The 11,879-nt window shown below is 72.6% G+C and carries 13 protein-coding genes; 1 reads left to right on the top strand and 12 read right to left on the bottom strand.

The genetic code is table 11. The features are described from left to right. Window positions 1–205: 205 nt before the first annotated feature. From FDO65_RS14630 to FDO65_RS14620, 3 genes are all read right to left on the bottom strand, one after another. Entirely contained in the window at window positions 206–1,678 is a 1,473-nt protein-coding gene (locus FDO65_RS14630; protein WP_137450406.1) for a hypothetical protein, read from the bottom strand. Beyond that, on the bottom strand, window positions 1,678–2,280 hold the full coding sequence (gene shbA / locus FDO65_RS14625; RefSeq protein ID WP_240757656.1) for an RNA polymerase sigma factor ShbA: 603 nt from the start codon (window positions 2,278–2,280) through the stop codon (window positions 1,678–1,680). The genes FDO65_RS14630 and shbA overlap by 1 nt, the downstream gene beginning before the upstream one ends. A 269-nt stretch (window positions 2,281–2,549) precedes the next feature. Further along, window positions 2,550–3,146, bottom strand: coding sequence for a response regulator transcription factor (locus FDO65_RS14620; protein WP_137450405.1), 597 nt, complete (start codon window positions 3,144–3,146; stop codon window positions 2,550–2,552). 548 nt (window positions 3,147–3,694) lie between these two features. Between FDO65_RS14620 and FDO65_RS14615 the strand changes: the two genes are divergently transcribed. After that, window positions 3,695–4,003 carry a WhiB family transcriptional regulator gene (locus tag FDO65_RS14615; RefSeq protein ID WP_137450404.1) on the top strand — a complete coding sequence of 103 codons (309 nt, stop codon included), beginning with the start codon at window positions 3,695–3,697 and terminating at the stop codon, window positions 4,001–4,003. Window positions 4,004–4,337: 334 nt separating this feature from the next. Here FDO65_RS14615 and groL read toward each other — a convergent pair whose 3' ends face one another. The 9 genes from groL to tsaB form a co-directional block, all read right to left on the bottom strand. Further along, window positions 4,338–5,969, bottom strand: coding sequence for a chaperonin GroEL (gene groL / locus FDO65_RS14610; RefSeq protein ID WP_137450403.1), 1,632 nt, complete (start codon window positions 5,967–5,969; stop codon window positions 4,338–4,340). 138 nt (window positions 5,970–6,107) lie between these two features. Continuing rightward, window positions 6,108–6,407 carry a co-chaperone GroES gene (gene groES / locus FDO65_RS14605; protein ID WP_137450402.1) on the bottom strand — a complete coding sequence of 100 codons (300 nt, stop codon included), beginning with the start codon at window positions 6,405–6,407 and terminating at the stop codon, window positions 6,108–6,110. Between the two features lie 183 nt (window positions 6,408–6,590). Beyond that, window positions 6,591–7,139, bottom strand: coding sequence for a hypothetical protein (locus FDO65_RS14600; RefSeq protein ID WP_137450401.1), 549 nt, complete (start codon window positions 7,137–7,139; stop codon window positions 6,591–6,593). Next, complete coding sequence (locus FDO65_RS14595; protein ID WP_137450400.1) at window positions 7,136–7,918, bottom strand: hypothetical protein; 783 nt, start codon at window positions 7,916–7,918, stop codon at window positions 7,136–7,138. Before FDO65_RS14595 ends, FDO65_RS14600 begins: the two co-directional genes overlap by 4 nt. 60 nt (window positions 7,919–7,978) lie before the next feature. Beyond that, complete coding sequence (locus tag FDO65_RS14590) at window positions 7,979–8,971, bottom strand: hypothetical protein (protein ID WP_137450399.1); 993 nt, start codon at window positions 8,969–8,971, stop codon at window positions 7,979–7,981. Window positions 8,972–8,976: 5 nt separating this feature from the next. Beyond that, window positions 8,977–9,435, bottom strand: a complete 459-nt coding sequence (locus FDO65_RS14585; RefSeq protein ID WP_137450398.1) for a hypothetical protein — start codon at window positions 9,433–9,435, stop codon at window positions 8,977–8,979. Between the two features lie 91 nt (window positions 9,436–9,526). After that, the gene (gene tsaD / locus FDO65_RS14580) at window positions 9,527–10,618 is read right to left on the bottom strand and encodes a tRNA (adenosine(37)-N6)-threonylcarbamoyltransferase complex transferase subunit TsaD (protein ID WP_137450397.1); all 1,092 of its coding nucleotides are present in this window, start codon (window positions 10,616–10,618) and stop codon (window positions 9,527–9,529) included. Next, on the bottom strand, window positions 10,615–11,070 hold the full coding sequence (gene rimI, locus FDO65_RS14575) for a ribosomal protein S18-alanine N-acetyltransferase (protein WP_166442197.1): 456 nt from the start codon (window positions 11,068–11,070) through the stop codon (window positions 10,615–10,617). Before rimI ends, tsaD begins: the two co-directional genes overlap by 4 nt. Beyond that, window positions 11,067–11,798, bottom strand: coding sequence for a tRNA (adenosine(37)-N6)-threonylcarbamoyltransferase complex dimerization subunit type 1 TsaB (gene tsaB, locus FDO65_RS14570; protein WP_137450396.1), 732 nt, complete (start codon window positions 11,796–11,798; stop codon window positions 11,067–11,069). The genes rimI and tsaB overlap by 4 nt, the downstream gene beginning before the upstream one ends. Window positions 11,799–11,879 lie beyond the last annotated feature (81 nt).

Raw genomic sequence — 11,879 nt, 5'->3', positions numbered from 1 at the left:
CAGACGCAAAGGCCAGTCTAGGCATGCTCACGGCCGCCCGGGACGCCCCTGGGGTGGGGCGGCCCGGCTGTGGGGACGAAGGAGCGCGACGACCGCGGTGGCGAGCCCGGAACCGACGGAACCGATGGCCCGATCGGGCGCGTCCGGTGGTCCACCTCACGACGTGACGTCGACGGCACCCCCGGTCGGCGCGGCCGGACCGTGGTCAGCGGCCGGCGGCCGCGGAGGTCGACGCCGCAGCGGAGGCGTCGGGCACGGCGGCCGGCGCGGCACCCTTGGCCGGCGTGGTCGACGGGTCCGGCGTCGCGGCCGGTGGCGGAGTCGGCGCCGGCGCCGGCGGCGCTTCCGGCTGCACCCGGCTCACCGAACTGGCCTGCGGCACACCGGCCGACGGGGTCGGTGCGGACGAGCCGGCCTCGGCTTCGGAGTTCACGGCGGCTCCCGTAGCACCGGCGGCCGAGGATGTCGGGGCCGACGTGCCCGGGGTCTTCACCGGAGTCGTCGAGTTCGACGGAACCGGTGTCCCGGTGGACGGCTGGGGCGAGGACGCCTTCGTACCGCTGGTCTGACCGGCCGGCTGGGTGGTCCCGCTTGCGGACGACGGCGACGAGGTCGTCAGGGCACCCGCTGTCGTGCTGGACGGGGACTCACCGGTCGCCGGGCTCGACGCCGTCGACCCCCCAGCGTCGGATGGCTGCGGATCAGAAGAGCTGGATGGACTCACCGAGACAGGGGCACCGGCGCTGGACACCAGGCCGAGGGAAGAGTCGTCATCGAGTCCCGATACGTCTGCGGTGGCCGTCGAGCCCGGCGCCAGGGTGGACGGACCGTCGGACGCCGCCCGCGTCGTGGACGGGGCTTCGGGTCGTGACTCGGACGACGATGCGCGCCGTTGCGCGGCGGGTGCCGATGACGTGGTCGACTCCGTCGCTGAACGCGTGGCCAGCGCGGCCCGCTTGTCCAGGCCGACCTTTTCGGCCGCGGTGATCGCCGTCGCCAGGTCACCCTGATCGTCGAGTTCGACCTGGGCCAGCAATCCACGGGCGGCGTCGGCTTCGGCCAGGATCGTGACGGCGTCGTCGCCGCTGGCGATGGCCTTGTTCAGTCTGTCGAGCGCCGCCCACACCGAACCCATCGCGGTCTTGGACGCCGCTTCCTGCGGCCAGAAGATCGTCGTGAGCGCGAAGAGCGGCTGTTCCGGAGTGGCCTCCTTGGCGCTGACCACGGCCGATCCGAACAGCAGCCCGGCCAGGGCTCCGCTGATGGCCAGCGCCGGGCGGACCGAGCGGGCGCCCGTCACCCGGGTCGCCATCGTCGACCAACGCCGCCGGCGCGCTGCCGAACGGACCCCCGCCGGGAGGGCGGGCAGCGGCGGGAGCGGCGGCGTCGTGATCTCGGAGCGCCACTCCTGGAGCAGAGCGAACACCTCGTCACCCACCACCGGGACCACGGCCGGCGGCAGGCTCGGCGGGCTGGAGGCCCGGTGACGGCCCGGGGGACGAGACACCCCGTCGACCCCCACCGAGCGCAGATCGGCGGGCGGGCGCGCAGCACAGGCGTCGGCACGGAGGGCGGCGGCCCGGAGTCGTTCGATGATCTCGTCGTCCATCAGGACGTCGGCGAGGTCGACGAGCGGCGCTTCGGGGTCCAACCGACGACGGTGGCGGGGACCGGTCATCACATCAGCTGCTCGGTGAGCCCTGCGTCCGCGGCCAGCAGTGAGCGGAGCTTGTTCAGGGCCCGATGCTGGGCGACCCGCACCGCACCGGCCGTCATCCCCAGCGCGGCGGCGGTCTCGTCGGCGCTGAAGCCGACGACGATGCGCAGGCGCACGATCTCCTGCTGGCTGTCGGGCAGATTGGCCAGCAGGCCGTCCATGAGGTCGCTGGTGGTGCCGGCGAGTACGTGCTGCTCGGGTCCACGTTCCCCGGTCGGGGCGTCCGGTAGATCGGCGACCGGCAACGCCCGGCTCCGCGCAGCGGCCCGATGGACGTCGGCCACCTTGTGCGCGGCGATGCCGTAGACGAAGGCCACGAACGGCCGGCCCTCCTGACGAAAGGTGGGCAGGGCGGTCAGGACGGCCATGCACACCTCCTGGGCGACGTCGTCCGCGGTGGTGCCAGAGCGGTAGGTGGACGACAGACGTGAACGGCAGTAGCGGACGACGATGGGATGGACCTGCGACAACAACGCCTGCAGTGAAGGGGTGTGGCCGGCCACCGCCTGGTCGACGAGATCGTTCATCGCCGGCGATGACGGTGTCCCCGTCACCTGTCCCATCGTCACGCAGCGACCCCCTGTTACATGCCGTGACCTGCCGAGGGCGGCACGACGTGTCCATGGTCAGCAGTTGGGGCGCCCCCGCAGCCGCCGTGCTGACCGTGGAACCAGCGTCGCACACAAGGCATCAAGATCGCACCCGATTGTCCGTTGCGTCCGAAAACGTCACGGGCCCGATACATGGGCGACGCCGGCGGCGTCAGGACGACACGACGCCGTCCGGGCCGGTTCCCCCGCCGGTCCGGACGCGACGACGAGCCGTCGCCCGATCAGGCGACGAAGCCGCGGCGGAAACCGAGGGCGACGGCCTGCGCGCGGTCCCGGGCGCCGAGCTTGCGGAACAGCCGACGGGCGTGCGTCTTGACGGTGTCCTCGGAGAGGAACAGTTCCCGGCCGATCTCGCCGTTGGACTGCCCCTGGCTCATCCCCCGCAGCACCTGCATCTCACGCTCGGTCAGGGGCGCCTCGCCGTCGCCGGCGTCGCGCAGGGCCGGGGCCCGCGGCGTGGTGAGGGTGTCGGCCAGCGCAGCCACGATCTCCGGCTGGGTGGCGTCCCAGCGCAGGAAGCCCCGCGCGCCGCAGGCGATCGCCGCGGCGATCGACGCGGTGTCGTCGGGCGACCCGAAGACGATGACGACGGCGGACGGGTGGATCGCCAGCAGCCGCCGGGTGGCCTCGATTCCGCTGGTCAGCGCCCGCTGGGTACCGATCAGCACCACATCGGCGGGCTGCCGCCCGTAGCGGGCCAGCAGCTCGTCCCCGCTGGCGACACAGTCGATCCCGTCGACCGACGGCACCGACCCCATCACCCGTGTCAATCCGTCGCGAGCGCTACGGCGCTCGTCACAGATCAGCACACTCGTCATGTCCTACCCCCTGAGTTCGGCCTGCCCACCACAACAACCGCCGCGCCGCACACCGGTGATCCGGTACGTCTGACGCGGCGGCAGTACATCCAGCCTGGTCGACGCGGCGATGGGTGTTGCCATCCCCTGCCGACCATCGTCCGCCCCGCAACGGAAAGTAGTCGAAAACCGCGGGTCGAACACTCTCCGATACCAGAGACTAAACCCCGGGAGGCCACCCTGCGGCACTTACTCCACTCGTGTTCACCCACCCATCCGGGGTACCTGCATGCTGCACCAGGATTCGGATTGTCAACTGACCGAGGACCGGGACAAAGTTCGCACAACGTTGTGATCAAGGTCTTGTCGATGCCGCTTGCGCGATCTAGGGTCGAGTGATCAACAACGCCGAGATCAGCGCGGATCCGGCCCGTACCCGACGGAAACAACGGCAGTCCAGTTGCAAGGTCCACCGCGAACCGTGCAGCTGAATCCCCCTGCCCCATCCCGAAGGTCGTTGACCGCGCCCTGTTCCCGGCTGGTGTTGCCCGAGCAACCGGATTGTCGAAATGGGGATCGCAGTGGCAGACACCCGGCGCCTTCCCGGCCCGAACGCTGATCTGTGGGACTGGCAGCTGCACGCAGCCTGCCGCGGCATGGCCAGTTCCTTCTTCTTCCACCCCGAGGGTGAACGTGGGCCGGCCCGCGCTCGCCGCGAAGCCAAGGCCAAGGCCGTCTGCCTGGAATGCCCGGCCGTCGCCGCCTGCCGCGCGCACGCCCTGCAGGTGCACGAGCCCTATGGCATCTGGGGTGGCCTGTCGGAGAGCGAGCGGGCGTCGCTCATCGCTCCCCCGGTCCGCCCGGCCGCCTCGGCCTGACCCGACCGCCCGATCCGCCGTCGGCCACCTCCGGTGGCCGGCTGCGGATCTGCGCGAAGCCACCACTGCCGTTGGTCCTTGCGAGCGACGACCGCTCGAAGGACTGACGGATAGATGGGACATTCTTCGAGTGTAGGGCCTGACGTCGCCCGCTGTAGCGGATATCGATGTCCGTGTTCACTCCAACAGGCGACGCATTGGTGCGTCATCACCCTGACGGCCTTGAGCGACCACACGTCTGAAGACCGACCGGAACGACGAAAGCGCCCGCCCCTGCACGGGACGGGCGCCTTCGCGGCGGCGGCGCGACGGGAACCATCGCGCCACCGATCGATCAGTGCGAGTGACCCGCGTGCCCACCGGCGGCCGGGGCCGGCTCGGCCTCGGGGATGTCGGTGACCGTGGTCTCCGTGGTCAGCACCATGCCGGCGATCGACGCCGCATTGGACACTGCCGACTTCGTGACCTTGACCGGGTCGATGATGCCGGCCGCGACCAGATCGCGGTATTCGCCGGTCGCCGCGTCGAAGCCCTGCCCGACGGGCAGGTCCGCGATCTTGGAGACGACGACCGCGCCCTCGAGACCGCCGTTGGCGGCGATCCAGTAGGCCGGGGCCGACAGCGCGCGCTGGACGATGCGGACGCCGATGGCCTCGTCGGCCGGGAGGGACTCGGCCAGGGCCGTGAGCTCGGGGCTCTTGGCCGCGTGGACGAGCGCCGAACCACCGCCGGCGATGATGCCTTCGGCCACCGCGGCCTTGGTCGCGTTCACCGCGTCCTCGATGCGGTGCTTGCGCTCCTTGGCCTCGATCTCCGTCGCTGCGCCGACCTTGATGACGGCGACGCCGCCGGCCAACTTGGCCAGCCGCTCCTGCAGCTTCTCGCGGTCCCAGTCGGAATCGCTGGCCTCGATGTCGGCCTTGAGCTGCTTGGCCCGGTCGGCCACCGCCTCGGCGGACCCGCCGCCGTCGACCAGCGTGGTCTCGTCCTTGGTGACGACGACCCGACGGGCGGTCCCCAGGACCTCCAGCCCGACCTCGGCCAGCTTCAGTCCGACCTCGCTCGAGACGACCTCGGCCCCGGTGACGATGGCCAAGTCCTGCTGGAACGCCTTGCGACGGTCACCGAAGAACGGCGCCTTCACCGCGACCACCGACAGCGTCTTGCGGATCGAGTTCACCACGAGCGTCGAGAGCGCCTCGCCGTCGACGTCCTCGGCGATGATCAGCAGCGGCTTGGACTCGGCGAGCACCTTCTCCAGCAGCGGCAGCAGGTCGGCCAGCGCCGAGACCTTCTCGCGGACCAGCAGGATGTACGGGTTCTCCAGGACGGCCTCGCCGGCCTCCGGATCGGTCGCGAAGTACGGCGACAGGTAACCCTTGTCGAACTGCACACCGTCGGTGTACTCGAGCTCGGTGGTCAGGCCGGAATGCTCCTCGACGGTGACGACGCCGTCGGCACCGACGTGCCCGATGGCCTCGCCGAGCTGGGCACCGATGGTCTCGTCGCGCGCGGCGATGGTGCCGACCTGGGCGATGGCGGCCTGGTCGCCGGCCACCGGGGTGGCCCACTGCGACAGCAGCTCGTTGACCTTGTCGGCGGCCTGCATGATGCCGGACCGCAGGGCCATCGGGTTGGCGCCGGCGGTGACGTTGCGGATGCCCTCGGCGACCATGGCCTGCGTCAGCACGGTCGCGGTGGTGGTGCCGTCGCCGGCGACGTCGTTGGTCTTGGTGGCCGCCGTCTTGATCAGCTGCGCCCCCATGTTCTCCTGCGGATCGTCCAGCTCGACGTCACGGGCGATGGTGACGCCGTCGTTGGTGATGGTCGGTCCGCCGAACTTCTTGTCGAGGACGACGTAGCGCCCCCGCGGGCCGAGGGTCACCTTGACCGTGTCGGCCAGCTTGTCGACGCCGCGCTGCAGAGCCGCGCGGGCGGTCGTATCGAAGCTGATGTGCTTCGCCATGTTTTCAGTCCTTGGTCGATCGAAGGCCGGTTCGTGGCCGGCTACCGGACGGTTCTGGCTCGGGAAGATCTGCCCTGACGGGCCAACCGAAACGCCCCGGCGCCCGAGGTGGGCGGCCGGGGCGTCAGCCGGGTCGTGTTACTTGGCGACCTTGGCCAGCACGTCGCGGGCCGACAGCAGCAGGTACTCCTGGCCGCTGTACTTGACCTCGGTGCCGCCGTACTTCGAGTAGATGACGACGTCGCCCTCGGCGACGTCGACCGGGATCCGCTTGCCGTTGTCGTCGTAACGACCCGGGCCGACCGCGAGGACGGTGCCCTCCTGCGGCTTCTCCTTGGCGGTGTCGGGGATGACGATGCCGGACGCGGTCGTCGTCTCAGCCTCGTTGGCCTTGACGAGGATCTTGTCCTCGAGCGGCTGGATGTTCACGCTCGCCACGGTGTGACCTCCCCTTCGGGGGTTCGAGCGGGCGGACCGTCGGACGGCCTGCCCGTTGGCTGTGCTGTCGTTGGATGTCCGACGCACTGCGGGCCCGTCGTCGCGGGTGCCGGGCTCTCACTGCGCCGTTCGACTAGCACTCTAGCCATGCGAGTGCCAGGTCTCAACCACCGGGGCCCCGGTTCACCCGCCGCCGTTGATCGCGGCACGCAACTGTTCCAGTTCGGCGCGGTGGGCGTCGACGTACTCCTGCTCCATCGCCCGCTGCGCAGCGTCCCGGGCCGCGGTCAGACCGGAACTCACCCGACAGTCGTGGTCGGCCACGGCCAGCGCGATCTCACTCGCCTGGACAGCGGCGAGCCGTGCGTCCTGCCCACCGTCGTCGGTGCTGCGGGCAGCGGTCAACGCCTGCTCGACGGACGTCGGCGGGTCGGACTCCGTCGTCATGCCCGGATGACCGGACTCGGCCAGACAGTGCGACCACCGGCCCCGGGCGGCGACCACCTCGGGAGCGTCGAGGACAGCACCGGACATCAGGGTGCGGAGGCCCCAGGGGTCGGAACCGCCGTCGAGTGGGGTGTAGGCGGTCCAGGCGCTGCCGGCGTTCTCGGCCCGCTGCCGGCAACCGTCCCCGGCGCGGACGGCGGCGGACACCACCGCCGATCCCGGCTCGACCACCGCCGATCCGGTGCCGGCCGATGCCTCGATTCCTGGGTACGCCCACGCCGTCACCTCGACCAGTCCCCGACCGGTACCGGCACCGACTGGGGCTCCTCCGTCGTGAGCTGTGTCGCGGCCGCTTCCGCCGCTTCCGCCGCCGCCTGCGCCTGCGCGGCCTGGTCCGCCGCGGCGGCCGCTGCGGCGGCGTCGAAACCCGGTTCGTGGGCGTATCCGTTCTCGTCGATCTCGGCGGCCGACGTCGGGGTCGGGACCGGCGCATCGCCCACGGTCACCGTCGCCGGCTTTTCGACCGGCACCGCGCCGTCGATCGCCGGCGGGGCCGCGAGCACCGACGGCTCACTCGATGCGGGAAACGCCTGGGCGGCAACACTCTCCGACCCCGGGACGGCCTGTTCGCCGACCACCGAGCCGGACATCGCGTCATCCCATCCGCCCTGCTCGGATGCACTCAGCGCCGCTCGGATGGCCGGGTTCGGGTCCTGACTGTCGGCGGCCGGGCGGACCCGGGCGACGAGGCCGTACCCCCACTGCGCCGACCAGTCCCGGGACGCCGGGGCGTACTCCGCACCGGTGGCCGGCGGCACGTACGGCACGTAGTGGAAACCCCGTTCGGCCATGCAGGCGGCGACGGCGTCCTCGACGACGGATCTGGCCGCGGCCGCTTCCTCGGGGGTGGACGGCGGCGCCGGAGCGTCCGCGGGCCGCAGGTACGGGTCGAGCGGCATGGCCGCGGCCGCGGTGACACTGTCGGGCGCCGCGGCGCAGCCGATCAGGCCCACCAGCCCGACGGACAACGCCACCGTCGTCCGGACCCACCGTCGAGCCTTCATGGCCACCCCCGGGCCGGACCCTAGCGGACCTTCGAATGCGCCGGGCCCGGGGCGCGCCCGTCAACCGGTGGCGTTGATCGCGTCCCGGTGGGCCGTCAACGCCGTGCGGTGCTCGGCGACGTACTCCCGCTCGCGCTCCCACCGGACGCCGACCATGGTCGCCACCACCTGCGACGCCGCGCGGGCGTCCCAATCGGCCACCGCCAGCGCCACCTCGTCCCGGGCGAGCCGGGCCAGTTCGTCGGCGACGGAGGCGGTCTCGTCGCCGGCGCCGGCCATGATCCGGTCCCGCCGTTCGACCACGGAGGCCGCCGGGCCGTCCAGGTCGGCGAAGCCGGGGTGGCCGGACTCCGTCATCCGCCGCGACCAGTCCGCCAGCGCCCGCACGACCCGCGGGTCGCCCAGCGCCGCGTCGTGGAGGCGGGCCCGGTCGGCCCACGGATCCATCCCGTCGGGCCACCGGAACGCGCGTGGACTCGTCCCGCCGTACACGGCCCGGATGGCCAGGGTCCGGCAGGAAACGTCGAGCGCAGCCGCCGCGGCAGCCCGGTCCGCAGCGAGATCGCCGTCAGCTGAGGGCATTTCGACGTCCGGGTCGGGCGCCCCGTCGTCCAGGGCCCGGCCGTACAACGCCCGCTCGTAGTCACGTCGCGTGGCGACATCCAGCTCCTGCACCACGGCGGCATCGGGGTCGGACCCGCCGACCTCGTCGCCGGTCCCGCCGGTCGGGGGTGCGGTCGCGATGCCGTACCCCCACCGCTGCGCCCAGGCGCGGGTGTCCGGCTCCGGCTCGATGGTTCCGGACGGTGGCGACTGCGGCGACCGACCGAGGATCGGGACGTAGGTGAACCCCCGCTCGGCCATGCAGGTGGCCACCCGCCGCTCGACCTCGTCCTCGCGCGCCCGGACGACGACGGGGTCCGCCGGTTCCAGCAGGGACCGCGGCATCAAATAGGTGTCCAGCGGACCGACGGAACCGGCGGGCGCGGGCGAGACCGGACCGGGTCCCGATCCCCGGTCCCCGCGGTCGGCCGACCCCGACGCCGTGCTCATCCCGCTCAGCCGGCGTCGGCCAGCAGGTCCCGCAGACGGCGGACCGCCGCCATCGCGGCGTCCCGGTCCCCGGCCGCCCGGTGCGCGTCCTGCCACTCGTTCTCGAGGTCCAGCTCGATGCGGGTGAGCGCGGCGGTCGCCGCGAGCTTGCGGCCGGGGGTGAACTCGGTGTCGACCTCGTGCAGCCACCGGCGCAGCCGCTGCTCGTCGGGGGCCCCGTCCAGCACGGACGGTTCGAACTCGGCCATCAGCAGCGCGATCGCGGCCAGGGCCGCGTCCACCTCGGCGGGCGGTAACGCCGAGCCCGGTCGGGTCACGCCGAGCATCGCCATCGACAGCCGGTCGCCCGCGCGACCGTCGGTCGTCTTCTCCAGGTCGGCCAGCAGGTCGGCCGCCCCGGCCGTGGCCAGATACGGATTGCCCGTGGTCGAGCCGCTCGTCCCGTCCACCGATGGTGCGCCCATGACGGCCTCCTGTCCCTGCCGTCAGGGTAGGCGGGCACCGCCCTCCGGGCACGGTCGACGGTCCGGGGCCACCTGTTCGGGACCGCCGCGCTCAGGCGGCGTGGACGACGTTCACCGGGAGTCCGGGGTCACCGGTCAGGTGTGGTCCGGACGGGGTCGCCCCGGCCGCCACCACGTGCGCCCCGATGGCGGCGATCATCGCCCCGTTGTCGGTGCACAGGCCCGGTCGCGGCACCCGCAGCTGCAGACCGGCTGCCGTGCAGCGCCTCTCGGCCAGCTCGCGCAATCCGCGGTTGGCCGCGACCCCACCGGCGATCACCACGGTGCCGACCCCGAGATCCTGTGCCGCCCGCACCGTCTTGGCGGTCAGCACGTCGATGACGGCCTCCTGGAACGCCGCACACACGTCCGGCACCGCGGCCTGCAGCTCGTCGGGTCCGGCGCCGTTCCGTTCCATCGTCTCGACGTAGCGGGCGACCGCGGTCTTCAGCCCGGAGAAGGAGAAGTCGTAGCGGGCGTCCTTGGGGCCGGTCAGACCGCGCGGGAACCGGACGGTCGACGCATCGCCCTGCGCGGCCAACCGGTCGATGACCGGCCCGCCGGGGTAGCCCAGGCCCAGCAGCCGGGCGACCTTGTCGTACGCCTCGCCGGCGGCATCGTCGACGGTGGACCCGATCTCGGTGATGTCGGTGGCCAGGTCGTCGATGCGCAGCAGCTGGGTGTGACCGCCGGAGACCAGCAGGGCCAGGGCCGGTTCGGTGAGCGGGCCGTGTTCCAGGGTGTCGGCCGCGACGTGCCCGGCCAGGTGGTTGACGCCGAACAGCGGCACGCCCCAGGCCGTCGCGTACGCCTTGGCCGCGGCCACCCCGACCAGCAGCGCGCCGGCCAGCCCGGGTCCACTGGTCACGGCCACCGCGGCCACGTCACCCGGTGCGACGCCGGCGTTCGCGAAGGCCGCGTGCACCGTCGGCGTCATGGCCTCCAGGTGGGCCCGGGAGGCGATCTCGGGAACGACCCCACCGAAGCGGGCGTGCTCGTCGGAGCTGGACGCGACGGCCTGACCGAGCAGCTCGGGACCCCGATCGGTGATCCGGACGAGACCGACACCCGTCTCGTCGCAGGAACTCTCGATGCCCATCAGCACCGTGCCGACGTACTGCTCGCCCGCTGCCGTGATCCTCATGCCGATCGCTCCATCGTGTAGGCGTCCGCCCCGCTGGGGAAGTAGTAGCTCCGTCGCAGACCGATGCGGCGGAAACCCTCCGAGGTGTAGAGGGCGATGGCCGGGTCGTTGTCCGTGCGGACCTCGAGCATCATCCGCTGCCCGCCGGAGGCGGCGATCAGGTCGCGCAGCAGCAGCCGGCCCAGACCCCGGCCCTGGCGGTCCGGGCGGACACCGATGGTGCACACGTCGGCCACGTCCGGTCCGACGGCCAGACCCGCGTACCCGTCGACGAGGCCCGCCTCGTCCCGGTGGACGACGTAGTGATTGCCCACGGCCAACTCGGACCAGAACATCTCCGCCGACCACGGCGAGTCGCCCGGGAACAGCCGGCGCTCCAGTTCCACCAGGGCCGGGATGTCCCACCAGGGCAGCGGCTCGAGCGTCGGTGACGGTCGGTACGCGGCGGTCACCGCGCCGGTCCGGCCGGCCCGAGCACCGAGCGGCGGGCCGACGGCTCGGTCGCGTCCGGGCGGCGCAGGTACAGCGGGGTCAGGGGTCCGGGGACGGCTCCGGTCAGTAGGGCCGGGGCGGCCCGTTCGACCAGGCCCAGACCCAGCGCCCGCTCCGGCGACCGGAACGGCAGATCGGGCAGGGCGGTCGCGAGGAGCTCGGCCCCCGCCCCGGTGACCGCGCCGACCGCGATGCCGGCGGCGGCCAGCTCGCCTCCGACGACCGCCGGGGCCAGCACCGCGGGTCCGAAGGTCCGACGCCCGTCCGGTCCGTAGGCGCTGACGTAGACCTCGCGGCGACGGGCGTCGGTCGCGACCAGCAGGCCACCGGAACGGTCCGGCACCCGGCGGGCGATCGCGTCGTGGCTGGGGACCCCGTGCGCCTCGCACCCGAGCCCGTCGGCCAGCGCGCTCGCCGTGGCGATGCCGACCCGGAGTCCGGTGAACGGCCCCGGCCCGAGACCGACGACGACCGCGTCGACGTCCCGCAGGGTGCGCCCGGCGTCGGCGACGGCCCCGTCGACCAGCGGCATCAGGTACTCGGCGTGGGCGAACGGGTCGGTATGGGTGTGCTCGGCCAGCAGGCGCACCGGCTCGGCGGCCGCGCCGGTCAGCTCGTGCGGTCGGAGCAGTTCCACGACCGCCGCGGTGACGGTGGGCGTCGACGTGTCCAGAGCGATGACGAGCACGGGGAGCCAGTGTAGGCGGGCACGAGCGGGGACCGGCGGGTCGCGCGGCCGGTGAGCGGTCCGTAGGCAGACATCCGACAG

This window comes from Nakamurella flava (assembly GCF_005298075.1).
GTDB classification, from domain to species: domain Bacteria; phylum Actinomycetota; class Actinomycetes; order Mycobacteriales; family Nakamurellaceae; genus Nakamurella; species Nakamurella flava.
The sequence above is the reverse complement of the archived record's forward strand: the minus strand, read 5'-3'. Positions and strand labels throughout refer to the sequence as shown.